Raw genomic sequence first — 24194 nt, forward strand, 5'->3', positions numbered from 1 at the left:
GTGGACCCACGTGCGCGCAGGACACGGCGCACGATTGCCAGCCGACCCTAGGCCGTCGGCCCCGTCCTGGCACACGGGGGGCGCGGTGGACGCCCTCCCGAGCCGACCCGCGCCGCCGGTGTCAGCATGGCGGCGTGCCCGACCTGACCCGCATGCGCAACGACTACACGCTCGGGCGGCTGCGCGAGGACGAGCTCGCCGCCACCTGGGTCGAGCAGTTCGACCGCTGGTTCGCCGACGCCGTCGCCGCGGACCTCCCGGAGCCCAACGCCGTCGTGGTCGCGACCGCCGACGCCGACGGCGCCCCGGATGCCCGGATCGTGCTGATGAAGGGCTACGACACCGACGGGATCGTGTTCGGCACCAGCTACGCCTCGGCCAAGGGCGCGCAGCTGGCGGTCAACCCCCGCGCGGCGCTGGTCTTCCCGTGGCACGCGCTGCAGCGGCAGGTGCGGGTGGCCGGTCGGGTGGAACGGATCGGCGATGCCGCCTCCGATGCGCTGTGGGACCCGCGGCCACGCGGCTCGCAGCTGGCGGCGGCGGCCTCGGTGCAGTCGACCGTCGTCGACTCCCGGCACGAGCTCGAGGAGCGGGTGCGGCTGCTGGACCAGCAGACGCCGGAGGGGAAGCTGCCCCGCCCCGCGGCGTGGGGCGGCTACCGGGTGGTGCCCGAACGGGTCGAGTTCTGGCAGGGCGGTGGGGACCGGTTGCACGACCGGCTGCGGTTCGTCCGCGACACGGCGGAGGGCGGGGGCTGGATCGTCCAGCGGCTCGCCCCGTGAGCGGGCCGCCCGGGCCGGTCGACCCGGTCGAACCGGACCGGGCGGTGGTGGAGCCGGTGCCCGAGCCGGTGCGGCGGCGCGGGTGGGCGGTGGACACCACGCCGCTGCGCGTCCCGGCCTACCGCCGGCTCTTCGGCGGTGTCGCGGCCACGATGATCGGCCAGCAGATGACGCTGGTCGCCGTCCCCTACCAGGTCTACGAGCTCACCGGCCGGTCGCTGTTCGTCGGGCTCACCTCGCTGGTCGCGCTGGTACCGCTCGTGGTGTTCGGGCTCCTCGGCGGTGCGATCGCCGACGTCGTCGACCGGCGGACGCTGATGCTCGTCACCTCGACGGGCGCCGCGGTCACGAGCGCTCTGCTGGCCCTCCAGGCGCTGCTGCCCGGCGGCGGGAACCTCGTGCTGCTGTGGGTGCTCACCGCGTTCGTCTCCGGCTTCGCGGCGGTCAACCAGCCGGCGCGCAGCGCCGCCATCCCCGCGCTGGTGGGCACCGCGCTGGTGCCGGCCGCGAACGCCCTGGCGATGACGGTGCGCCAGGCAGGCGTCATCGCCGGTCCGCTGCTCGCCGGGGTCCTGATCGGTCAGGGGGAGCTGTTCCTCGCCTACCTGGTGGACGCGCTGGGCTTCCTGGTCGCCGCGCTGCTGCTGCGCGGCCTGCCCGCGCTGCCGCCCGGCGGCCGGGCCCGCCGGCTGCGGCTGGGCGCCGCGGTGCGCGGCGTGGGGGAGGGGTTCGCCTTCCTGCGCACCCAGCCGGTGCTGCTGATGACGTTCGTCGTCGACATCATCGCGATGCTGTTCGCCTGGCCCAACGCGGTCTTCCCGGAGCTCTCGGCCGAGCGGTTCGCCGACTCGCCGAACGCGCTGGGGTGGCTCTTCGCCGGGGTGTCGGTCGGCGCGCTCGCCATGGGGCTGACCTCGGGGTGGGTGTCGCGGGTCGATCGGCAGGGAGCGGTCGTCCTGGGCGCCATCGCCGTCTGGGGAGGGGCGGTGATCGGGTTCGGGCTGGCGCCGTCGCTGTGGCTCGCCGTGCTGTTCCTCGCCGTCGCCGGCGCGGGGGACATGGTGAGCGCGGTGCTGCGCTCGTCGATGCTGCAGCTGGCGGCGCCCGACGAGATGCGCGGCCGGATGCAGGGCGTGTTCCTCGTCGTCGTCGCCGGTGGCCCGCGGCTGGGCGACCTGCGGGCCGGGGCGCTCGCGAGCGCGGCGTCGGTGACGGTGGCGATGGTCTCCGGCGGCATCGTGGTGGTGCTGGCGATGGCCGCCGTCGCGCTCCTGGTGCCCTCGTTCTGGCTGTTCCGCGCCTCGCGCTCCGGCGTCGAGCGCACCCGCTGACGGCCCGGGGCCCGGCCGGGCTCGCCCGCCCCCGAGAGTGGCGAGGCCGGCCGGGCGCTGGGAGGCATAACCAGCACCGGCGGTCCCTACTCGCCGGTAGTCCTCTCTGTGGGATCAGGCCAGCGCACCGGCGACCGTCCGCAGGTCGGCGACCAGGGCGTCGTAGGCAGCGGCGCGCGCCTCGTCCGGGGTGCGCAGGACCGCCGAGGGGTGCGTGGTGGCGAGGATCCAGGTCTGGTGCGGCGCGTCCTCGTCGTCGTCCTCCGTCGCCGCCGGGGCGCCCGGTGGTGCCCAGGGCAGCAGCTGCCCGTGGTCGCGGGTGATCCGGAAGGACGGCGAGATGAGCCCCTTGGCCGCCGTCGCACCCAGCGCGACGACGACCTCGGGCTTCAGCACGGCGAGCTCCGCCTCCAGCCACGGCCGGCAGGCCCGAAGGTGCTCGGGCCGGGGTGTCTGGTGGATGCGCCGCTTGCCCTTCACGGTGTGCGAGAAGTGCTTCACCGAGTTCGTGACGTAGCTGTCGCGCCGGTCGATGCCGGCGTCGGCCAGCGCCTTGTCCAGCAGCCGGCCGGCCGGACCGACGAACGGCTCGCCCCGCCGGTCCTCCTGGTCGCCCGGCTGCTCGCCGACGAAGACCACGCGGGCGGTCTCGGGCCCCTCCCCGAACACGGTCTGGGTGGTGTCCTGCCACAGCTCGCAGGCCCGGCAGCCCGCCGCCGCCGACCGCAGCTGCTCCAGGCCCACCCCGGTGGGTGGCCGCGCCACGCCGTCGCGCTCGCTCATCCACCGATCAGACCGCACCCTCCCGGCCGTCGCGAGATGAACTCTCGGGGTCCCGACGTCGCGCCCGCGAGTCGATCACCCTGGCGTGATCATGAGCTCGGCTACGGTTTCCGGCGGACGTGCCCAACGGCAGGAGGAACAGGTGCTCGAGTTCGACGGGCTGCAGAAAAGTTTCGGGGACGTCCGCGTCCTCGACGGCGTGGGCTTCACGGTGGCGCCGGGATCGATGTTCGGTTTCTGCGGCTCCAACGGTGCGGGAAAGACGACGACCATGCGCGTGGCCATGGGGCTGGTCCGGCCCGACGCCGGGGAGGTGCGCTGGCAGGGACGCCCGCTCGACCAGGAGTCCCGGCGCCGCGTCGGCTACATGCCGGAGGAGCGCGGGCTCTACCCGAAGATGAAGGTCGGCGAGCAGATCGCCTACTTCGCCCGCCTGCACGGCATGGACTCCGCCGCGGCCACGCACGCGGCCGGCGAGTGGGTGGAGCGGCTCGGGCTGGGGCCGCGCAGCGGCGACGCCGTCGAGAAACTGTCGCTGGGCAACCAGCAGCGGGTGCAGCTGGCCGCCGCGCTGGTGAGCCGGCCCGAGGTGCTCATCCTCGACGAGCCGTTCTCCGGCCTGGACCCCATCGGCGTGGACTCGCTGGCCGAGGCCCTGCTGGACCAGGCCCGCGCGGGCGTCCCGGTGGTCTTCTCCAGCCACCAGCTGGACCTGGTCGAGCGGCTCTGCGACTCGGTCGGCATCCTCGCCCGCGGGCGGATGGTCGCCACCGGGACCGTCGACGAGCTCCGCCGGCGCGAGGCCGGCCGGCTGCTGCGCGTCGTGGTGCCCGACGCCGCGCCGGGGTGGGCCGCGGCGCTCCCCGGCGTCCGGGTGGTCTCCGAGCAGGCCGGTGACACGCTGCTGGAGCTCGCGTCGGACGCCGACGACCAGGCGGTCCTGGCCGCCGCGCTGCACACCGGCCGGGTCACCCACTTCGCCTGGCAGCAGCCCACACTCGTCGAACTCTTCCGCGGGGCGGTCGCCGCCCCCAGCGCCCAGGAGGTGGCGGCGTGAGCCCGTCGCGTACGCCCGGCAGCGCGGGACTCGTGCGGCTCGTCGCCGCACGCGAGGTCTCCGCCCGCATCCGGGACAAGAACTTCATCATCAGCTCGGTCGTGATCCTGGTGCTGCTGCTCGGCACGCTGGGCATGCAGGTGGCGCTCGGCTCCGGCGGCGACGCCACCCGGATCGGGATGGTCGGCGGGGGCGCCGGGCTGGAGCAGACGCTGGAGGCCCAGGGCGAGGCGCTCGACGTCGACGTCACGGTGGTCGCCCTCGACGACGAGGCCGCCGCCCGCACGGCGATCGAGGAGGGCGACGTCGACGGCGTGCTGCTGGCCGAGGGCGGGGGTGAGCCCGAGCTGCTGGTCGAGCAGTCGGCCGGCGGAACGCTGCAGTCGGTCGTCCAGGGCGCGGTCACACAGCTGGCGCTGGCCGAGCAGCTGGCGGCCGCCGGGGTCGACGACCTCGTCGTGCCCGAGGTGGCGGTGACGCCGCTGGACCCGGACGCCGACCAGGACGGCCAGCGCATCGGCATGGCGATCATCGGCGTCGCGCTGCTCTACGGGCTGCTCATCCTCTTCGGCCAGTTCGTCGCCCAGGGCGTCGTCGAGGAGAAGGCCAGCCGGGTGGTGGAGCTGCTGCTGGCGACCATGCGGCCGTGGCAGCTGCTGGCCGGGAAGATCATCGGCCTGGGACTGCTCGGGCTGGCGCAGATCGTGCTCATCGTGGTCGTCGGGGTCGCCGGGGCGCTGGCCCTCGACATCGTCGACATCCCCGGAGAGCTCATCGGCACGGCCGTCGCCGTCGTCGCCTGGTTCGTGCTCGCGTACGCGTTCTACGCGGCGATCTTCGCGGTGACCGCCTCGCTGGTCAGCCGGCAGGAGGACCTCAACACCGTGGTGATGCCCACGATCATGGTGCTGGTGGTCGCCTTCGTCGTCGGCATCCAGGCCGCCGCGGAGCCCGACGGCACCCTGGCGGTCGTCACGTCCTACATCCCCGGGCTGTCCCCGCTGGTGATGCCGGTGCGGCAGGCCGCGGGCAGCGTGGCCGTCTGGGAGATCGTGCTGTCGGCCGCCCTGATGGTCGCGGCCATCGTCCTGGTGGTCCGGCTCGGCGGTCGGGTGTACGCCGCGGCGCTGCTGCGCACGGGCGGGAAGATCACGATGCGGGAGGCGCTGAAGGCCGAGCGGGTGTGACCACCTGGCGCGGGTCGGTTCGCCCCGGCCCGCGCCGGGTAGCCGCGCGGCATGGTGATGCAGCTGGGCTACACGATGATGACCGAGCAGGCCGGGCCGAAGGACCTGGTCGGCCACGTGGTGGGCGCCGAGGAGGTCGGCTTCGACTTCGCCGTCAGCAGCGACCACTACTTCCCGTGGCTGGACGAGATGGGCCACTCGCCCAACGCGTGGGTGACCCTCGGGGCCGCCGCGCAGGCCACCAGCCGGATCCCGCTGATGACCTACGTGACCTGCCCGAGCTTCCGCTACCACCCGGTGGTCGTGGCGCAGCAGGCGGCGACCCTGCAGATCCTCTCCGGCGGCCGCTTCACCCTCGGACTGGGGGCGGGGGAGAACCTCAACGAGCACGTCGTGGGCGCCGGCTGGCCACCGGCCGACGTCCGGCACGAGATGATCATGGAAGCGCTGCAGATCATCCGCGACCTGTTCGACGGGGAGGGCTACACCAACTTCCGCGGTGAGCACTTCGACGTCGAGTCGGCCAAGCTCTGGGACCTGCCGGAGAAGCGCGTGCCCATCGGCTTCGCGGCCGGCGGGAAGCAGGCGGCCACCATCGCCGGCGAGCTGGCCGACGTGCTGGTCGCGACCGATCCGCTGTCGGAGCTGGTCGAGGCGTTCGAGGCCGCCGGGGGCGCGGGCAAGCCGAAGATCGCCCAGATGCCGATCAGCTACGGCACCGACAAGGCCGCCGCCGTCACCCGGGCGCACAGCCTCTTCCGCTGGTTCGGCCTGGGCTGGAAGGTCAACTCGGAGCTGCCCGGTCCGTCGGCGTTCGACGCGGCGACCTCGTTCGTCCGCGAGGAGGACGTCGAGGGCAGCATCCCGTGCGGGGACGACGTCGGCGCGGTGATCGAGGCCGCGAAGGAGTACGCCGACGCCGGGTTCACCCACCTGGCCCTGGTCCAGATCGGCGGGGACCAGCAGGAGCCCTACCTGGAGTGGGTGCGCAGCTCGCTGATGCCGGCCTGGCGGGAGGCGTTCGGCAGCTGACCGGCCGGAGGGGACAGCTGATCGGGTGACCGTTCGGCCTCCGGGCCGATCCCTTGGGGTGAGGTCCGGCGGCGAGGGGGCGCGCCGGGCGCCTCCTCGCCGCGATCATCGGCGGCATGACCGAGGACCTGGACGTGCGGCTGCGGCGGCTGCTCGCCTCCGACGACGCCGACGCGCTGATCGACCTCGGCTGCGACCTGGCCGACGCCGGCCGGCAGACCGAGGCGGAGGCCTGCTTCCGCCGCGCCTTCGACCTGGGGGACTCCGTCGCCGCGTTCAACCTCGGCAACTCGCTGGCCGCCCAGCAGCGCTGGGAGGAGGCGGTCGACGCCTACGAGGTCGCCCTGCGCGGCGGCGAGGCCGACGCCTGGCGCAACCTCGGCCTGGTGCTGGAGGACCTCGGTGACCTCGCCGGCGCCATGCGCGCCTACCGGGGGGCGGCGGCCGCCGGCGACCTCGAGGGCGGGTTGCAGCTGGCCTTCCTGCTGCGGGAGCAGGGGGAGCGCGAGCAGGCCATGGCGGTGGCCGAGGAGTTCGCCGCCGCGGGTGACCAGGAGGCCGCCGCCGTCGTCGCCTGCTGGCGCTGGTGCTCGACGCTCGACCCGGCGCTGGAGGACGACCTCCGCGCCGGCCAGCATCACTTCCCGGCCGCCCGCGCGGACCTGGCGCACCTGCTGCGCGAGACCGGCCGCTCGGCCGAGGCCCGCGCGGTGCTGGAGCGCGGCGCCAAGCTCGGCGAGCAGGTGGCCTGGCTGCCGCTGGGCAACCTCTACCGCGAGGAGCTCGGCGACGAGGAGGCCGCCGAGGAGGCCTACCGCAGCGGGATCTCCGCCGGTGACGCCTACTGCCACCAGAACCTCGGCGTGCTGCTGGCCGACCGCGGGGACCTCGAGGGAGCCGTGGAGCAGTTCCGCCTGGGGGCGGCGGCCGGCGACCAGCTCGCGGCGCAGTGCCTGCGGGAGCTCGAGCACGACTAGCCTGCTGCGCCTCGCGTGGCCGGTGGGGCGCATGGGGCGGTGCAGTGGGCCCTCCGGTACGAGCCACCCGCGGTTGCCCTGGAGGAACGGCGCTCCGCTGCCGAAAGCCTCGTGCACGCGCCGGACGGGGTCGACCGTCCGGGCGGGGACGGGGAGGACATGCACGTGGACGGACGGCTGGATCGGGGGCGCCGGCTCGCCCGGGCCCTGGCCGGGGGCGCGGCCCTGCTGGCAGTGACCATCGGTGGAGGGGCCACGGGGGCCGGGGTCGCCGTCGCCGAGGAGCCGGGCGCGGACGTCGCCGTCCAGCCGTCGGAGGCGACGTCTCCCGAGGTTACGGCGGTTCCGGAGGGTCGGGGCGGCACTGCGCCGGCGGCCGTCGACCAGTGCGGCCCCTACCAGGACTACTGGAACAGCATGGACCGGCCGCCGCCGCCGCTGCCACGGGTCGTCTTCGTCTCGGCGGCCTCCTCCGCCGCCGGCCAGGTGACATTGAACTGGACCGCCGCGAAGCCCGAGGAGCACCCCGACGTCGTCTACACCTCCTACTACTTGAAGGTGGACGGCGTCGCCCGGCCCTACCTCGACGGCGGGGCCTTCACCGAGGACGTCGGTACCGGGGTCGTCACGACCACCGTCACGGGCCTGACCGAGGGTCCCCACTCCTTCGTCGTCCAGTCGATGCTGTGCGGTAACCAGAGCAACCCGCAGACCCCGCTGACCATCGCGGCCGACGGTGTCGCGACGTGGACGCCGCCCGCGCCGCCCGCGCCGCCCGCGCCGCCCGCGCCGCCCGCCCCGCCCGCGCCGGTCGCCACGCCGGCTGGCGAGCCGACCGTGCCGCCGCGGGTTCCCTCGACGTCCCTCACGCTGACGACGGACAAGGGCCTGATCACCCGGGCCTCGGCCGGCGAGCAGCTGACCGTCCTCGGTACGGGCTTCATGCCGAACTCGACGGCGAAGGTCGTCATCTACTCCGAGCCGCAGGTCCTGGCCACGGTGACCACCGACGGCAACGGCGACTTCAGCGCCCCGGTGACCATCCCGGCCGACCTGGCCGCGGGCGTGCACTCACTCGTGGCTTCCGGGTTCGCGCCGGACGGATCGGACCGGTTCCTCCGGCTGGACGTGACGGTGGCCCCGGCGGTCACCCCCGTCGTCGGTCAGCTCGCCTACACCGGCGCTGACCCGCTGCTGCCCGCGGCGCTGGGCGCCGGTGCGCTGCTGGCCGGTGGGGCACTGCTGGTCGCGGCCCGGCGCCGCAGCGCCGACGGGAGCTGAGACCCCGCAGGGACCGGCTCTCGCTACCGGCGCCCGCCCCTCGAGGGCGGGCGCCGGGACCGAGGTGGAGGCCGACACCTGCCCGTCACATCGATCCCCGATACTCGGGGTGTGTCCGAAGCCACTGTTGACGTCGCAGACCTCCGACACCACGGTGCACCCGGCACCGGTGACCGCGCGGACGACGAGCCGCTGCGCGAGGACATCCGGCTCCTGGGGCGCGTCCTCGGCGAGGTGATCGGCGAGCAGGCCGGCCCCGAGGTGCTGGAGCTGGTCGAGTCCACCCGCGTGGAGGCCTTCCGCATCCGTCGCTCGGAGGTCGACCGGGCCGAGCTCGCCCGCCGGCTCGCCGACCTGGACGTCCGCTCCGCCAACCACGTCATCCGGGCGTTCAGCCACTTCTCGCTGCTGGCCAACCTCGCCGAGGACATCCACCACGAGCGCCGCCGCCGGCACCACCGCCGCGCCGGCTCCCCGCCGCAGCAGGGCAGCCTCGCGGCGTCGTTCGCCCTGCTGGACCAGGCGGACATCCCGGGCGAGACCGTGGCCCGCGAGCTCGCCGGGGCCCTCGTCTGCCCGGTGGTCACCGCCCACCCCACCGAGGTCCGACGCAAGACCGTGTTCCAGGTGCAGCGGCAGGTGACCCAGCTGATCCGGGAACGGGACCGCGCCGGCGGCGACGTCGACCCGGCGTGGTCGGGGCAGCTGTGGCGCGCGGTGCTCACCCTCTGGCAGACGGCGCTGCTGCGGCTGTCCCGGCTGCGGCTGACCGACGAGATCGACGAGGCGCTGCGCTACTACGAGCTCTCCCTGTTCGAGGTCGTGCCGGCGATCAACGCCGAGGTGCGGCGGGCGGTCGAGCAGCGGTGGCCCGGGGCCGGGGTGCTGCGCCGGCCGATGCTGCTGCCGGGGTCCTGGATCGGTGGTGACCGCGACGGCAACCCGTTCGTCACGGGTGAGGCGCTGCGCCGGGCCACGTCCCGGCAGGCGGAGACGGCCCTGAGCCACCACCTGGCCGAGCTCGCGGCGCTGCGCAGCGAGCTGTCGATGTCCGACCGGCTGGTCACGCCCACGCCGCAGCTCTACGCACTGGCCGACGCCTCCGGCGACGACTCCCCGTTCCGGGCCGACGAGCCGTACCGGCGGGCGCTCAGCGGCATCTCGGCGCGGCTGGCGGCCACCGCCGCCCGGGTTCCGGGGGTCGTGCCGGGGGACGCGGGGTCCCTGCCCGCGCTGCCGCCCTACGCGACGCCCGACGAGCTGCGGGCCGACCTCGACATCGTCGACGCGTCGCTGCGCAGCCACGGGGCCGGGGCGCTGGCCGACGACCGGCTGCTGCGGTTGCGGGAGGCCGTGGAGGTCTTCGGGTTCCACCTGTGCGGGCTGGACCTGCGGCAGAACTCGTCGGTGCACGAGCAGGTGGTCGGCGAGCTGCTGGCCTGGGCCGGGGTGTGCGACGACTACACCGCGCTCGACGAGACCGCCCGGGTGGAGCTGCTCGCCGGGGAGCTGACGCTGCGACGTCCGCTGGTGCGTCCCGACGCGCAGCTGTCGGAGGAGGCGCGCAAGGAGCTCGACGTGCTCGTGGCCGCGGCCGAGCGGGTCGCGCTGCTGGGCCCGCGGACCATCCCGAACTACGTGATCAGCATGTGCGAGTCGGTCAGCGACGTGCTGGAGGTCGCCGTCCTGCTCAAGGAGGTCGGCCTGCTCGACCCGGCCGGACCGGAGGGGCCCACCTGCCCGGTCGGCATCTCCCCGCTGTTCGAGACGATCACCGACCTGCAGAACGCCGCCACGACGCTCGGGGCGGTGCTCGACCAGCCGCTGTACCGGGCCCTGCTGGCCAACCGGGGCGACGTGCAGGAGGTCATGCTCGGGTACTCCGACAGCAACAAGGACGGCGGCTACCTCGCCGCCAACTGGGCGCTGTACCGGGCCGAGCTCGACCTGGTGGAGCTCGCGCGCCGCGAGGGGATCCGGCTGCGGCTGTTCCACGGCCGCGGTGGCACCGTCGGCCGAGGCGGCGGCCCGAGCTACGAGGCGATCCGCGCGCAGCCCCCGGGCGCGGTGGCCGGGGCGTTGCGGATCACCGAGCAGGGCGAGGTGATCGCCGCGAAGTACGCCGACCCCGACCTCGCCCGGCGCAACCTCGAGGCGCTCGTCGCCGCCACCCTGGAGTCGACGCTGCTCGACGTCGAAGGCCTCGGCGCCGACGCCGAGGACGCCTACGCCGTGCTCGACGACCTCGCCGCCCGCGCGCAGCGGGCCTACCGGGAGCTGGTGCACGAGACGCCCGGTTTCGTGGAGTGGTTCCGGGCGGCCACCCCGATCGGTGAGCTGGCCGAGCTCAACATCGGCAGCAGGCCACCGTCGCGCAAGGCGGGCAACTCCATCGCCGACCTGCGGGCGATCCCGTGGGTGTTCAGCTGGTCGCAGACACGGATCATGCTGCCCGGCTGGTACGGCACCGGATCGGCGCTGGAGGAGTGGGTCGGGGGCTCCGCGGAGCGGCTGGAGCGGCTGCGCGAGCTGCACCGGCGGTGGCCGTTCTTCCGCACCGTGCTGTCCAACATGGGAATGGTGCTGGCCAAGACCGACCTGGAGCTCGCGGCCCGGTACGCCGAGCTGGTGCCCGACGAGGAGCTGCGGGCGCGGGTGTTCGACCGCATCACCGCCGAGCACGAGCGGACCTGCCGGATGGCGCTGGCCGTCACCGGCGACGACGACCTGCTCGCCGACAACCCGTCGCTGGCCCGGTCGATCCGGAACCGGTTCCCCTACCTGGAGCCGCTGCACCACCTGCAGGTGGAGATGCTGCGGCGCCGGCGGAGCGGCGAGGACGAAGAGCTCACCAGCCGCAACATCCAGCTGACCATCAACGGCATCGCCACCGCGCTGCGCAACAGTGGCTGAGCCGGGGCTGCGCACCGCGGCCAGCCCGGATCTGCCGGCCGCGGCGGAGGCGCTGGGGATGTCGGCGGCCGCGCTGGCCCCGGCCCTGCTCGACCCCTGGGCGCGGGTGCTGGTCGGGGACGAGGGCCAGGTGGTGCTGCTCCGCCGGCAGTGGACCGACGACGCCACCACCGCGGCCGTGGTGGTGCGCCGGGCAGGGGTGCCGCTGGACCACCCCGTGGTGCTCGCCGCCGCGGCGGGGTGGGGGTGCGACCGCGTGCGGCACCTCGCGACCGGGCGGGCGATCGACGTGCCGGGTCCACCGGCCGACGCCCCCCTGCCGCTGCGCTTCGCCCACCTGGCGGCGCTCGCGGCCACGCGGGTGGAGACCGCGGTGGCGCTCGCCCACGGCACCGGGGAGACGCGGACCAAGCGGGACGGGAGCCCTGCGCTGGCCGCCGATGCCGCCGCCCACGCCGCCGCCGTCGAGGTCCTCGGCGCGCTGGGCGTGCCGGTGCTCAGCGAGGAGAGCCGCGACACCGGGGTGGCCCCCGGCCGGCCCTGGGTGGTGCTCGACCCGCTCGACGGCACCGGCAACTTCGCCGCCGGCCTGCCGCCGTGGGCGTTCTCGGCCGCGCTGGTGCAGGAGGGCCGGCCGGTCGCCGGGCTGGTCGCCGACCTCTCCTCGGGCAGGCGGTGGGCGGCGGTCGAGGGGCACGGCGCCGTCCGGGACGGGGTGCCGGTGCGCACCCGGCCGGGTAGCACCGTCGTCGTCCCCAGCGGGCCGCGGGGCGGCGCGGTCACCGTGCCGGTGACCGCCCGCCGGGTGCGGATCACCGGGTGCACCGCCGTCGACCTGTGCCTGGTGGCCGACGGCGCGGCCGCGGCCTGGCACGACCTGGACCGCGGCGGCACGCACGTGCACGACGTCGCCGGCGGACTGGCGGTGCTGGCCGCCGCGGGGGGCGTCGTCCTCACCGACGCGGGGGAGCCCCTCGAGCTGGCACCCGACACGGACGCGCTGATCCGGTTCGTGGCCGCCGCCGACGAGACGGCGGCCCGCGAGCTGCTGGCCGCGCTGCGCTGATTCAGCGCTGACGGGCGGCGGCCTCCCGGACGGCGGCCAGCAGCGCCTCCCGCTCGTGCAGGGTCGTCCGGGCCCGGCCGCGGCTGGCACCCAGCGCCTGCTCGGCGGCGTCGATCGCCCGCCAGTCCTCCAGCAGCACCGGTTCGGCCCCGCGGCTCTGCAGCGTGCGCACCAGGTCGTCGGCCGGGCCACGCACCCGCAGCGTGCCGTCGGCGGCGTCGGCCAGCAGGCCCGCGATGGTCTCCCGGGCGTCGTGCTTGTTGTGCCCGACCACCCCGGTGGGGCCGCGCTTGATCCAGCCGGCCACGTACTCCCCGGCCGACGGCCGCCCGTCGCGCAGCACCCGTCCCACGCCGTCGTGGGTGACGGTGCCGGTGCGCTCGTCGACCGGCAGCCCGGGCAGCGGGGTGCCGAGGTACCCCACCGACCGCACCACCAGGTCGGCGGGCAGCACCTCGAACTGCCCGGTGCCGATCGCCCGGCCGTCGCCGTCGACGGCGGTGCGCTCCACCTCGACGCCCGTCACCCGGTCGGTGCCCAGCAGCCGCACCGGGCGGGTGTAGAAGCGCAGCCGCAGCCGGGTGCGACCGGGGGCGGGCACGTGGCCGGACCACTCGCGGAGGACAGCGAGGTTGCGGCTGGCGTTGCGGTCGGCCGCGGCGCGGGCCTCGGTGTCGGCGTCCAGGTCGAGGTCAGCGGGGTCGACGAGCACGGTGGCCGCCGCCAGCTCCCCGAGCTCGCGCAGTTCCTGGGTAGTGAAGGTGGCCTGCGCCGGACCGCGGCGGCCGAGCACCGTCACCTCCTCGACGGGTGCGGCGGCGAGGACGTCGATGACGTGCTGGGGCATGTCGGTGGGGTCCAGCTCCTCGGCGGTCCGGGCGAGGATCCGCCCGACGTCGAGCGCGACGTTGCCCACCCCGACGACCACGACGTGCCGGACGCCGGCCAGGGCCGCCTCCACGGTCGCGCGGTCGGCGTCGGGGTGCCCGGTGTACCAGGCCACGAGGTCGGTGGCGGCCAGGCTGCCGGGGAGCTCCTCGCCCTCGATGCCCAGGCGCCGGTCGAGGGCCGCGCCGTAGGTGTAGACGACGGCGTCGACGTGGGCGCGCAGCTCGGCCAGGGAGAGCTCGGTGCCCACCTCGACGTTGCCGACGAACCGCACCAGCGGGTGGTCCAGGCTGCGGTGCAGGGTGTCCCGGATCGCCCGCATCTTCGGGTGGTCCGGGGCGATGCCGTGGCGGACCAGCCCGAAGGGGGTGGGCAGCCGGTCGAGCAGGTCGACGGCGACGGGGACCGCGCTCTGCCGGGTCAGGGCGTCGGCGGCGTAGATGCCGGCCGGACCGGCCCCGACGACCGCCACCCGCAGCGGGTGCTCAGCGGTCGGGGGAGGAGGAGCGCCGTCGTCGACCACCCTGGCATCCTGACCCGGCCGGGGCCGCGCCACCAGGGCAACTGTCCGGGCCGTTGTCGTCCCCCCGTCCCAGGAGGTCTGCGTGTCCGTTGTCGTCGTCGCCACCATCACCCCGAAGCCCGAGGCGGTGGACGCCGTCCGGGAGGCGATCCTCGCCGCCGTGCCGAAGGTGCACGCCGAGCCGGGCTGCGAGCTGTACGCGCTGCACGAGGGGGACGGGGTGTTCGTCATGGTGGAGCGGTGGGAGAGCCCCGAGGCGCTGCGCACCCATGGCAAGGCCGAGGCGCTGACCACCCTGGGCGCGGCGCTGGCCGACAAGCTCGCCGCGCCGCTGGACGTGCGCCGGCTGACCGCCGTCCCGGCGGGGGAGCCGGGCAAGGGCGCGCTCTGACGTCGAGCGAGCTCAGCGGCAGGCGTGGTCGTGGTCGAGCTCGCCCGGGACGTACTGAGTGAGCTCGACCTCCCCGTCGGGGACCAGCGGCGGCTTCCCGCAGGCCGCCACGGCCCCGATCCGGGTGGTGGCGCCGGCCAGCCAGCTGGGCAGCCCGGCCAGCGGGCTCTCCTCCGGGACCTCGCTGACGATGCGGCCCCACTGGTAGCCGGTGGAGTAGACGCCGACCCGTGCGCCCCGCCCGGTCAGGTACTCGGTCATGCCCTCGAGCGCGGCCCGGTTGCGGGCCCGCGCGTCGGAGGACCCGCTCTGCCAGGTGTTCATGGTCTCGACGTCCAGCCACCACGTGTAGCCCGCCGGCTGGCTGCCCAGCCCTGCGGCGCGGGCGGCGGGGCGGAAGAACGACTGCACGCTCGCGCGCGCCCGCTCCCAGCCGTACTGCCACGAGCACGCCGTCGAGTTGCCGCCGTCGCAGCGCCCGTAGGGCGTGCTGCCCGCCTCGGGCCAGGTGGTGACCTGCTCGCGCAGCTCGCCGGGGTTGGCGGTGTTGAGGTAGAGCTGCACCCGCGGCTGGCCGGCCGCACCCGAGGAGCCGGCGGCCCACTCCAGCTGGTCGGCGAGGCAGGGGTTGGCCCGGGTGGCGAGCCCGCCGTTGACCCCGACCACGGCGAACGCGGCGTCCTCGGGGAGCTCGGTGCCGCACTGCGGGTGGGAGACGTCGTAGCCGACGGTGCGCGTCGGGCCGGCGGTCTCGACGGGTGCGGCGGAGGCGGTCGCGGGCAGACCGAGGAGCGCCCCCACCGCGGCGAGGGCCACCATCGTGCATGATCTGCGTCTCACTGCCCTCGACGGTACGCGCGGCCGAGCGGCACCCGCCGGTACCGGTCAGGTCGCCTGGCAGACGGGGCACCAGTAGAGGTTGCGCCCCACCAGGACCTGGGTGCGGATGGCGGTCCCGCAGATCCGGCAGGGCAGGTCGGTGCGCCGGTAGACGTAGTGGGCGTCTTCGCGGGTCACCGCACCGCTGCGCCGGGAGCGGTCCTCGGGGCGGGTGGTCACGATGCGGCCCATCCGGACGCCGGAGCGCATGAGGGTCACCAGGTCCCGCCACATGCCGGCCCACAGCGCGGCGTCGATCTGCCGGCCGGGCCGGAACGGTGAGACCCGGTGCCGGAACAGCAGCTCCGCGCGGTACACGTTGCCGACGCCCGCCAGCACCGACTGGTCCATGAGCAAGGCCCCGACCGCCGTGCGGCTGCCCGCGATGCGCCGGTGGGCGACCGTCCCGTCGGCGCGGGGCCGCAGCGGGTCCGGCCCCAGGCGACCCAGGATTCGCTCGACCTCCGGGGCGGTGAGCACCTCGCAGGCGGTGGGACCGCGCAGGTCGCCCCATGCCCCGGCGCCGTCCGGCCCGTCACCCACCCAGCGCATGCGCAGCGCGCCCTTGGCCGGGGGTGGTCTGCCGGTGTCGGTGAGGAAGGTGCCGTACAGCCCGAGGTGGACGTGCAGGTGGTCGCCGCCGAAGCGGGCGAACAGGTGCTTGCCGTAGGAGAACACCTCGTCGAGCACCCGCCCGTCGAGGAGGGCGGCGCCGGCCTCGAACCGGCCCTGGGGGCTGGTCACGTGCACCGGGCGGCCGGCGAACGGCAGCTCGAGCTGCCGCGCCAGGCGGTACAGGGTGTGGCCTTCGGGCACCCGCGCAGCGTAGGTGGCGCCGCGCGTCCCCTGCTCAGTGGTCGGCGGTCTCCAGGCCGAAGTGCGGCCGGTCCTCGACCGCGACGAGGTCGACCAGTTCGGGGTGCTGCTGGATGTAGTGGCGGACGAAGGAGCAGTACGGCAGCACGGTCAGCCCCCGCTCGCGGGCCGCGGAGAGGACCCCGGCGACGAGCGCCTTCCCGATGCCCTGACCGCCCATGGCGGGGTCCACCTCGGTGTGCGGGAGGGTCATCTGCCCGTGCTCGACGTGGTAGCTGGCAAGTCCGACGACGCGCTCGCCCTGCCGGATCTCGAACCGACCCCGCTCGGGGACGTCGACCACCGTGGTCTCCATCGCTGCGGCCCACCTCTCTGACCCCGGCCACGCTGCCGGAGCTCGTTTCGACCCCAGCACGGTAACCCGCTGGAGGCGTTCGCTCTCTCAGCCGTACCGACGAGTCGGGTCCCGCCGGGGTTCCCTCGGCCACCCGATAGCCTGCTGGCGTTGGTCCCGGGGCAGCTGGTGCCGCGCCGTGGCCCCCGTAGCTCAGGGGATAGAGCATCGGTTTCCTAAACCGTGTGTCGCAGGTTCGAATCCTGCCGGGGGCACCAGCCGGTGCTAACCGTTGGTCAAACAACTGGCCGACCGTTGGTCACCGAGAAAGCGCAGAAAGGCCCCGCCGGACCCAGGAACGGGTCCGCCGGGGCCTTTCTCGTGGATGTGCTGCCCTCAGCGGTCAGTGGCGGCCGCCGATCGCTCGCTTCTGGGCGCCTTTCGGGCACGCCAAGGGCCCCGGCGCCCGTTTTCGGGCAGGCCGAGGCGCCAGGTGGTGCGAGCGGAGCGATGCGGTGAGTCGGTGCCGGGGTCGGCGGCTACGGGCCGGGTGGTCCTGCGGCGCGGGCGTCGCCGATGGCGGCGAGCTCCTTCTCCGCAGCGATCCGCGCACTCATCTCGGTGCGCAGACGGTTGTGGAACCGCGGCTGGCGACGCTGACGAACGTGGCCGGCGGCCTCGCGGGCGGCGCCGGCGGCGGCCTTCTCCTGCCGGGCCTGGAACGTCTGGGTCAGGCGGAGGTTGGCGGCCATGACGATGAACAGGGTCATCAGGCTGACCTTGGCCAGGCCCATGACGCGGAACCGGCCCCGGGTGACGTTCTGCGCGGCGTCGTTCTTGACGTTGCCGAAGATGCCCTCGATGCGGTTCCGCCGGTTGAAGCTGTCCCACCACTGCGCTGACCCATGCGCGGTCGGCTGCCAGAACGGCAGCTCGGTCATCTGCACCCGGGACTTCTGCTGCCCGCAGATCGCTGGCTTCCGCCGCGGGGTGAACACGGTCGGGTCAGTCGTCGGTCGGCGCACCGTCGGCGGCTTGAGCATCGACTGTGGCTTCAGGTCACACCGCAGCGACCCGAGCAGGCTCATGGCGCGGCAGCCGAAGTCCCAGCTGCCGTCGTCGCGGCGGCCACCGACGGCGTGCAGCGCGTACGGAGCACGGAGCGCGACCTGCTCCTGGTAGGCGGTGATGGCTGACCTCGGCGACCCGATTTTCGGTGGGGTGAGGTCGCGCAGGTGCTGCGGCAGGCGGGGACTGTAGGGCTGCCCGTCGACGACGATCGCGCCGTTGGTCAGTGGCCGCCGGCCCTGCCCGACCTGGTCCTCGGTGAGGGCGTGCACGTTGTCGAAGCCGAGGGCGAACAGCGGCCAAATCCAGTCGTCGGCCCGCCCGACCTCGGAGGTGTAGGCCCGGTCGGCGAGCACGTCGCGGCGCGGCCGGTGCGGGCGGTCGGCGGCGGTGTCGGCGCGCTCGTGGTCGGCGACCATGCGGGTGAGCACGTCGAGGCCGGCGACGCGAATGTCGGCGTTGGCGGCGGTCAGCTCGATGCGCTCGACCAGGCATGGGGTGTCTGGGCCGCCGACCTCGCCGACCCGCACGACGCCGTGCAGCCAGTACCCGAACCAGCCCGAGCCCTTGGCGTTCCAGCGGGCGTCGGGGTCGGAGATGTGCGCGGGCAGCTTGGGCTGGCGGTGGAACTGGTGGGCCCAGCTGGCCACCTCGGAGGAGTCGATGGCGTAGGAGCCGGTGTGCGGCTCGTCGGGCAGGGTGGTGTCCAGGCCGCGGTCGAGCACGTACCGGAGCCGCGCGAGGCGCTCGAGCAGCTCGGTGGCGTGCGCCTCGCGAACGGCCTCGTGCAGCTGCCGGCGCAGGTCCTTGTTCTCCGGGCCGGGGTGCGCGACGCGAATCTCGTTGTGGGCGTCCCGGCGGGCCTGAGCGTTGTGCGGGGAGTGCGGTGAGGGGTCGACGGCGTGCGCGATCTGGTTGAACAGGCGGGAGAACATGCGCTCGGTGACGGTCCGCGGGATGCCCAGGCGGTACTTCGTCGAGGGGTGCAGGCCGTTGAGCAGGGCTACGGCGTCGCGAACAATCATGGCTTGCTCGGTGAGGGCGAGCAGGAGCAGCGCCACGACCAGCGCCCGCACCTGCAGGACGCGGGTGCGGCCGCCCCGGGGACGCCGCTCCTGCGCGGGCAGCAGCGACTCCAGGTAGGGCACGAGCGGGCCACGCTCGACGACGGCCTCGGCCAGGCGCACCAGCTTGGCCGACACCTTGACCGCGTTGACCTTGTCGGCGCCGACCAGTGGCGCCTTGCGGCTGGCCGCGGCCACCGCCGTGTACCGGCGGACGGGCAGGGCGACATCGACGTCACCCTCGACACCGTCGGCGAGCTCGTCGTCGAGAATCTCGCCGGTGACCGGGTCGACGCTCACGACTGCGCTCGCAGTGGCACGTGCGGGGCGGGGTGCCGCTCGCCGGGCAGGAGCAGCTGGCCGGGAGTCGGCAGTGGCCCGGTGGCGCAGCGCAGGGCGGTCTCGTACGCGGCCTCGTCCAGCTGCGGCAGCCGGGCGACCAGGGCGGCGACGGTTCGTCCGCCGCTGATGCCGGCGGCACGCAGCACGGCCGGGTAGGGGACGTCGGCGGACAACACGGCGGCCAGCCACGTCTGGCGGAGCCGGCCGGCGGTCAGTGGGAACCGCTCGTCGCGGTCCCAGCCGGTCGCGCGGACGACGGAGTCGGTGACGTCCCCGGTGGCGCGAAGCCCGCGCAGCAGCTGGCCGTCGCCGGCTCCGATCGCCGCGTTGAGCACGGCGGCTTCGCAGGCGCCGAGCACCGGCACCTGCCGTGGTGTGGGACCCAGCGTGGTGAACACGACGGCGTGCGGAGTGCGCTGCACGGCCGTGCCGAGCACGTGCACGGCCTTCCCGTCGCGGACCTCGACGAGGTCGGCGTTGCGGGCGCCGGTGCCACACCCCAGCCACACCAGCCGGGCCAGTCGCTCGCCCAGGCGCGCGCCGAAGCGGGGGCTGCGGTGGGCGTCGCAGAAGTCGAAGACTTCCTCGAGCTCTGCGGTGCTCAGCGGCGCCTGCGGGTCGTAGGCGCCGTGCTTGGGAGGGGGAGGCGGCGTGTGCGGCACCAGCGTGCGGCCGATGGCCCGCAGCCGGCTCTGAAAGCTGGACGCGAACCGCTCCGGCGGCGTGAATGCGGCCGCGCCCCGACCGACGCGGCGGGTGGTCAGCGAGGTCTCGATGGCGTCGTGGCCGTACCAGCCGGCGATGGTGCGGCTGGTGCCCAGCAGCAGGTGGATGCGGGCGTGCGTGGCCAGCGCGGCCGCCAGGCCAGGCATGGCCCGCGTGCTTGCGGTGGGGGAGACGGCCAGGCCCAGGTGGACCAGGTCGGCGACCTGCGTCCACTCGGCATCGCTCAGCAGCTGACCCCGGTAGCCGGCCACCCGGCGGCGGGTCGTCTCATCGAGCGCGTCGAGAGCGATCGCCAGCCGGACCTTCACCTCGTCGACCTGCGTGACCGCCGCCTCACGAGCGCCGGGCGCGGCCGTGGCCCGGGTCGTCGTCCGCCGCGGCGCACGCGTGGACGGAGGGGCGGACGCCTTTCGCGCTGCCGCGCCGGAACGGGCGAAGACCGGGTCAGCCACGACGCCCACCCCGGGTGTGTCCGCAGCGCGCCGCAGCGCGGCGCGCATCCCCCGTGATGTGTCGCATGGCCTCCTCCGCAGCTTGCCGCCGGGGACCTGACCTCGGTGTCCAAGCGGGAGCTGGCCCGCCGTGCCGGGGTCGGGCAGGCGACGCTGTGGCCGCTGCTCAACGGGAAGCTGTGGCCGCGCACCGACACCCTGATGCGCGTCGCGCAGGCCGCCGGCGTGCCGATCGGGGTCCTGTAGTGCCGCCCGGGTTCGCCCCCTGCTGGCTGGCCCCCTCCCCGGTGTCGGCGGCGCTTTTCGCTACCGTTGGAGGTAGCGAAATGGGCGCGGCGCAGTGGTGACCCGACCGCGGGTGTGCGGGCGTTGCAGGGCGCCGCTGCAGCAGCCGAAGGGTCCGGGACGCCCGCGCCGCTTCTGCGGCGGTGCGTGCCGCAAGGCCGCCAGCGTGGCCCGCACGAGACGCGCCGCCGCAGCACAGCACCGGGACGCCTGGTGGACCCCCGACTGGCTCCGAGCGGAGCTCCTCGCCGAGTGGAACGTGACTCTGGACGCGTGCGCGTGCCCGCGGAGTGCGCTCGTCGAGCAGTGGATCGGCCCCGAGCACCCCGGTGACCTTCGCAACGCGCTGGATCCCGACCTGCGCTGGAGCGACCTCGCTGGCCCCGGCGGTGTCGTCTACTGCTGCCCGCCGTTCACCCCGCCGGCCACGCTGTCGGCGTTCCTCGCCCGCTGCGTCGAGACCGCCCGGGGCGGCACGACCGTCGTGTCCCTCATCCCCGCGGCGGTGACGACCGTGTGGTGGAAAACGTACGTCTCCGACCCGGGCGCCCGTGTCCGGCCGATCGTCGGCCGGGTCAAGTTCGATGGCCCGCATGCCACCGGCGGCGCCCCACGGTGGGGAGTGGCGCTGGTGGAGTGGCCTGCCCAGCAGTGACCGTTCCAGGGCGGGGTGTCGAACCGGCCCGCTACGGCAACGAGCACCGAGTGCGCCTAAGTACCTGACCGGGCGCCGGCACCGGGGGCGCCCGCGGGGCGGGGTGTCGAGCGGGCAGGCGCGGGCCGACACGCGCCGCCGGCCTGTGGTCTCGCGCAACACCCCGGTGGTACGCGGCCCTGGTGAATGCGCTGCTGCCGGTGGCGCGCATGGTGCCTTCGGGACCGCAGAGGCGACATCACTAGGCATGCGGTCCCCCACGGTCCGTGAGCGACGTACCGTGCGTGACCAAGGAGGAACTGTGGCGAGTGGTCGACGGCTGGAGCTGTCCTGGTCCAACAAGGACATGCGGCTGCTGTCGCACGGGGCGGACAAGTACGAGTGGGTGCAGCCCACCGACTGGCGCGTGTCCGAGGTGCGGCTGTTGGAGGAGGTCGCCGACGTTGGTGAGGGCGCGGCGGACAACCTCGTCATCCACGGCGACGCCCTGCACGCGCTGACCGCGCTGAGCTCCACTCCTGAGCTGGCCGGCGACTACCTCGGCAAGGTCAAGCTCTGCTACATCGACCCACCGTTCAACACCGGCGAGACCTTCGCGCACTACGACGACGCCGTCGAGCATTCGATCTGGCTGACGATGCTCCGCGACCGGCTGGTGCAGATCCGCCGGCTTCTCGCCGACGACGGCAGCGTCTGGGTGCACCTCGACGACGCCGAGGCGCACCGCGCTCGGTGCGTGCTAGACGAGGTGTTCGGAGCAGCGAACTTCGCCGGCCAGGTGATCTGGGAGAAGACCACCAGCGGGCGGAACGACGCGAAGCTGTTCAGCACCGACCAGGACTACATCATCGTCTACGCGAAGAACGCCGCGTTGTTTCGGCCGCACCAGACGGCGCACACAGCGAAGGCGGACGCGGCCTACAAGAACCCCGACGATGACCCCCGCGGCCCCTGGCGTGAGGTGGACTACAAGGGCCCGAAGACCGCCGACGAGCGTCCCAACCTGTACTACGCGATCAAGCACCCGCGCACGGGCGAGGACGTGTGGCCACGCCGGGAGCGCGTGTGGGCCTACGGCCAGGAGGAGCACGAGCGCCACCTGCGCGAGGACCTGCTCTGGTGGGGCAAGACGGGCAACTACAGCTTCCCCAAGCTGAAGAAGTTCCTCACCACCCGGACTGCCACCGGGACGCCGCCGCGAACTCTGTGGCGGGCCGACGAGGTCGACACCACGCGCCGCGCCAAGGAGCAGATCAAGAAGCTCTTCCCCGGCCAGGTCCCCTTCGCCACGCCGAAGCCGGAGCGTCTGCTGCAGCGGGTGCTCCAGATCGCCACCGACCCCGGAGACATCGTGCTCGACTGCTTCGCTGGCTCGGGTACGACCGCGGCGGTGGCGCACAAGATGGGCCGCCGCTACGTCACCGTCGAACTGTCCGAGGACAACCTCGAAACCTTCGTCCGCCCCCGGCTGGAGAAGGTCGTCAAGGGTGAGGACGACGGCGGGATCACCGAATCCACCGGCTGGGAGGGCGGCGGCGGGTTCCGCCTGCTCCGCGTCGCGCCGAGCATGTTCGAGGCCGACGAGGATGGTGACCTCTTCCTAGCTGACTGGGCCGTCGGTGGTGAGCTGGCCCGAGCCGTCTGCGCTCAGGTGCGCTACGAGTACGAGCCGGTCGGTCCGTTCACCGGTCGCAAGGGCCGTAGCCGGCTGGCGGTGCTGGACGGGATGCTGACCGCCGGCGTCGCCGAGCTGCTGCTGTCCAAGCTGGCCGAGAAGGAGACGCTGCTGGTGGTCGCGCAGGCCATCGAGCCCGGTGTCGAAGAGCTGCTCGCAGCTCGTCGCGGTGGCTCGAAGGTCCGCAAGATGCCGCGCGACCTGGCTCGCCGCGGAATCCTGCCCAGCCGCCTGGTCACGCTGACCTCTACTACGGACGGTGCCACGTCATGAGCCACCCCACCGTGTCCTTCGACCAAGGTCTGATCGACGACATCGCCTCCCGGCTCGAGCTGCGCACGCCGAACGCCGAGGCCCTGGCCGCGGTGGCCAAGGAGCTGGACGCGGCCGCCGGTACCAGCGTCGAGCTGGTCTGCGATCTGGCGACCGCGGTCGGCAAGACCTACCTGGCCGCGGGCCTCATCGAGTACCTGGCCGACTCCGGGGTGCGCAACGTCCTGTTCGTGACCCCGGGGCGCACGATCCTGGACAAGACGGTCGCCAACTTCACCGACGGCCACAAGAAGTCGGTGCTCGGCGGGATGGTGACCCGGCCGACCGTGATCACGGTGGAGAACTTCAACACCGGTGACGTCGCCAGCGCACTCGCCGACGAGGACACCGTGAAGGTGTTCGTGTTCAACGTGCAGTCGCTGACCAAGCCGGACAAGGCCACCCGCCGCACCCGAAAGTTCCAGGAGTGGCTCGGTGAGGACCTGTACGCCTACCTGCAGGGCCGTGATGACCTGGTCGTCATCGCCGACGAGCACCACGTGTACTCGGAGTCGGCCGAGGCATTCTCCGCCGCCATCCGCGACCTGGACCCGCTGGCCCTGGTCGGGCTGACCGCGACCCCGGCGAAGTCGGACCTGCACAAGGTCGTCTACCAGTACCCGCTGGCTCGCGCGATCGCCGACAAGTACGTCAAGACCCCGGTCCTGGTCGGGCGCACGGACACAGCCGACAGCGTCGAGGTGCGCCTGCGCGACGGCCTGACGCTGCTGGCGGCCAAGCAGAAGGCCGCCGACTCCTACGCCGACGCCCAGGGACTGCCGCGGGTGAACGCGGTGATGTTCGTCGTCGCCGACAGCATCGACGCCGCCCAGGCGGTCAGCACCGTCCTGCGCCGCCCCGGCATGTACGAGCACGACTACGAGTCCCGAGTGCTCACCGTGCACAGCAAAGCCGCCGACGACGCCCTCGCCCGGCTGGCAGCGGTCGAGGAGCCCGACAGCCCGGTCCGGGTCATCGTGAGCGTCGACATGCTCAAGGAGGGCTGGGACGTCAAGAACATCTACGTCATCTGCTCCCTCCGGCCGTCCATCTCCGACGTGCTCACCGAGCAGACCCTCGGCCGCGGCCTGCGGCTGCCGTGGGGCGCCTACACCGGCGTCGAACTGCTCGACACCGTCGAGGTCCTCTCCCACGAGCGCTACGAGTCGCTGCTGGCCAAAGCCGGCGTGCTGCTCGAGGGGCTGGTGGAGAACCGCGTCGTGCCGGTGCCCACGGACGTGCCAGGCACCACCCGGGGGGGGGGGGGGGGGGGGGGGGGGGGGGGGGGGGGGGGGGGGGGGGGGGGGGGGGGGGGGGGGGGGGGGGGGGGGGGGGGGGGGGGGGGGGGGGGGGGGGGGGGGGGGGTGGGGGTTGT

21 protein-coding genes and 1 tRNA gene are annotated in these 24194 nt (G+C 74.2%); 15 read left to right on the forward strand and 7 right to left on the reverse strand.

The genetic code is table 11. The annotated features are described in order from the left end of the window. Positions 1 to 134 precede the first annotated feature (134 nt). Together pdxH and ACI799_RS05940 are read left to right on the forward strand one after the other, a co-directional pair. Positions 135 to 782 (forward strand): pyridoxamine 5'-phosphate oxidase, encoded by a 648-nt coding sequence (pdxH, locus tag ACI799_RS05935; RefSeq protein ID WP_456588041.1) that lies wholly within the window; start codon positions 135 to 137, stop codon positions 780 to 782. Beyond that, the gene (locus tag ACI799_RS05940) at positions 779 to 2113 is read left to right on the forward strand and encodes an MFS transporter (protein ID WP_456612613.1); all 1335 of its coding nucleotides are present in this window, start codon (positions 779 to 781) and stop codon (positions 2111 to 2113) included. The genes pdxH and ACI799_RS05940 overlap by 4 nt, the downstream gene beginning before the upstream one ends. Before the next feature lie 114 nt (positions 2114 to 2227). On the opposite strand, the gene ACI799_RS05945 is transcribed toward ACI799_RS05940, so the two are convergent. Next, on the reverse strand, positions 2228 to 2896 hold the full coding sequence (locus tag ACI799_RS05945; RefSeq protein ID WP_456588039.1) for a UdgX family uracil-DNA binding protein: 669 nt from the start codon (positions 2894 to 2896) through the stop codon (positions 2228 to 2230). Positions 2897 to 3038: 142 nt separating this feature from the next. Here ACI799_RS05945 and ACI799_RS05950 point away from each other — a divergent pair, with 142 nt between their 5' ends. The 7 genes from ACI799_RS05950 to ACI799_RS05980 all read left to right on the forward strand — a co-directional run bounded on the left by ACI799_RS05950 (position 3039) and on the right by ACI799_RS05980 (position 12409). After that, positions 3039 to 3953, forward strand: coding sequence for an ABC transporter ATP-binding protein (locus tag ACI799_RS05950; protein ID WP_456588038.1), 915 nt, complete (start codon positions 3039 to 3041; stop codon positions 3951 to 3953). Continuing rightward, positions 3950 to 5140, forward strand: a complete 1191-nt coding sequence (locus ACI799_RS05955) for an ABC transporter permease (RefSeq protein ID WP_456588037.1) — start codon at positions 3950 to 3952, stop codon at positions 5138 to 5140. Before ACI799_RS05950 ends, ACI799_RS05955 begins: the two co-directional genes overlap by 4 nt. 51 nt (positions 5141 to 5191) lie before the next feature. Beyond that, positions 5192 to 6172 (forward strand): TIGR03557 family F420-dependent LLM class oxidoreductase, encoded by a 981-nt coding sequence (locus ACI799_RS05960; protein ID WP_456588036.1) that lies wholly within the window; start codon positions 5192 to 5194, stop codon positions 6170 to 6172. Positions 6173 to 6288: 116 nt separating this feature from the next. After that, on the forward strand, positions 6289 to 7149 hold the full coding sequence (locus ACI799_RS05965) for a tetratricopeptide repeat protein (RefSeq protein WP_456588035.1): 861 nt from the start codon (positions 6289 to 6291) through the stop codon (positions 7147 to 7149). Between the two features lie 165 nt (positions 7150 to 7314). Next, positions 7315 to 8430 (forward strand): hypothetical protein, encoded by a 1116-nt coding sequence (locus ACI799_RS05970; RefSeq protein ID WP_456612614.1) that lies wholly within the window; start codon positions 7315 to 7317, stop codon positions 8428 to 8430. 111 nt (positions 8431 to 8541) lie between these two features. Then, positions 8542 to 11343, forward strand: coding sequence for a phosphoenolpyruvate carboxylase (gene ppc / locus ACI799_RS05975; RefSeq protein ID WP_456612615.1), 2802 nt, complete (start codon positions 8542 to 8544; stop codon positions 11341 to 11343). Next, the gene (locus ACI799_RS05980; RefSeq protein ID WP_456599105.1) at positions 11336 to 12409 is read left to right on the forward strand and encodes an inositol monophosphatase family protein; all 1074 of its coding nucleotides are present in this window, start codon (positions 11336 to 11338) and stop codon (positions 12407 to 12409) included. Before ppc ends, ACI799_RS05980 begins: the two co-directional genes overlap by 8 nt. Before the next feature lies 1 nt (position 12410). On the opposite strand, the gene ACI799_RS05985 is transcribed toward ACI799_RS05980, so the two are convergent. Continuing rightward, positions 12411 to 13820 carry an FAD-dependent oxidoreductase gene (locus ACI799_RS05985; protein WP_456588031.1) on the reverse strand — a complete coding sequence of 470 codons (1410 nt, stop codon included), beginning with the start codon at positions 13818 to 13820 and terminating at the stop codon, positions 12411 to 12413. A gap of 82 nt (positions 13821 to 13902) precedes the next feature. On the opposite strand from ACI799_RS05985, the gene ACI799_RS05990 reads away from it, so the two are divergent. Next, positions 13903 to 14211, forward strand: a complete 309-nt coding sequence (locus tag ACI799_RS05990; RefSeq protein WP_456599106.1) for a putative quinol monooxygenase — start codon at positions 13903 to 13905, stop codon at positions 14209 to 14211. 12 nt (positions 14212 to 14223) lie between these two features. Here the strand turns inward: ACI799_RS05990 and ACI799_RS05995 are convergent, their stop codons facing one another. The 3 genes from ACI799_RS05995 to ACI799_RS06005 are packed head-to-tail and all read right to left on the reverse strand — an operon-like array spanning position 14224 to position 16321. Beyond that, positions 14224 to 15051, reverse strand: a complete 828-nt coding sequence (locus ACI799_RS05995) for a hypothetical protein (protein ID WP_456612616.1) — start codon at positions 15049 to 15051, stop codon at positions 14224 to 14226. Positions 15052 to 15096: 45 nt separating this feature from the next. Next, positions 15097 to 15906: an Fpg/Nei family DNA glycosylase gene (locus ACI799_RS06000; protein WP_456612617.1), complete on the reverse strand. Its 810-nt coding sequence runs from the start codon at positions 15904 to 15906 to the stop codon at positions 15097 to 15099. A gap of 34 nt (positions 15907 to 15940) precedes the next feature. Beyond that, positions 15941 to 16321 carry a GNAT family N-acetyltransferase gene (locus ACI799_RS06005; protein WP_456588027.1) on the reverse strand — a complete coding sequence of 127 codons (381 nt, stop codon included), beginning with the start codon at positions 16319 to 16321 and terminating at the stop codon, positions 15941 to 15943. A 121-nt stretch (positions 16322 to 16442) separates the two neighbouring features. On the opposite strand from ACI799_RS06005, the gene ACI799_RS06010 reads away from it, so the two are divergent. Next, positions 16443 to 16518, forward strand: a tRNA-Arg gene (locus ACI799_RS06010). A 261-nt stretch (positions 16519 to 16779) separates the two neighbouring features. On the opposite strand, the gene ACI799_RS06015 is transcribed toward ACI799_RS06010, so the two are convergent. Together ACI799_RS06015 and ACI799_RS06020 are read right to left on the reverse strand one after the other, a co-directional pair. After that, positions 16780 to 18672: a hypothetical protein gene (locus ACI799_RS06015; RefSeq protein ID WP_456612618.1), complete on the reverse strand. Its 1893-nt coding sequence runs from the start codon at positions 18670 to 18672 to the stop codon at positions 16780 to 16782. Beyond that, positions 18669 to 19892: a hypothetical protein gene (locus ACI799_RS06020; RefSeq protein WP_456612619.1), complete on the reverse strand. Its 1224-nt coding sequence runs from the start codon at positions 19890 to 19892 to the stop codon at positions 18669 to 18671. Before ACI799_RS06020 ends, ACI799_RS06015 begins: the two co-directional genes overlap by 4 nt. Positions 19893 to 19997: 105 nt before the next feature. On the opposite strand from ACI799_RS06020, the gene ACI799_RS06025 reads away from it, so the two are divergent. The 4 genes from ACI799_RS06025 to ACI799_RS06040 form a co-directional block, all read left to right on the forward strand. Next, complete coding sequence (locus tag ACI799_RS06025; protein WP_456612620.1) at positions 19998 to 20138, forward strand: helix-turn-helix domain-containing protein; 141 nt, start codon at positions 19998 to 20000, stop codon at positions 20136 to 20138. Positions 20139 to 20343: 205 nt separating this feature from the next. Then, positions 20344 to 20832, forward strand: a complete 489-nt coding sequence (locus ACI799_RS06030; protein WP_456612621.1) for a DNA N-6-adenine-methyltransferase — start codon at positions 20344 to 20346, stop codon at positions 20830 to 20832. A 301-nt stretch (positions 20833 to 21133) separates the two neighbouring features. Next, the gene (locus tag ACI799_RS06035) at positions 21134 to 22780 is read left to right on the forward strand and encodes a site-specific DNA-methyltransferase (RefSeq protein WP_456612622.1); all 1647 of its coding nucleotides are present in this window, start codon (positions 21134 to 21136) and stop codon (positions 22778 to 22780) included. Further along, positions 22777 to 24194, forward strand: a 1418-nt coding sequence (locus ACI799_RS06040; RefSeq protein WP_456612623.1) for a DEAD/DEAH box helicase family protein, incomplete at its 3' end; no start/stop codon positions are given. The genes ACI799_RS06035 and ACI799_RS06040, both read left to right, overlap by 4 nt.

The sequence above is a fragment of the Blastococcus sp. SYSU DS0753 genome (assembly GCF_054051175.1).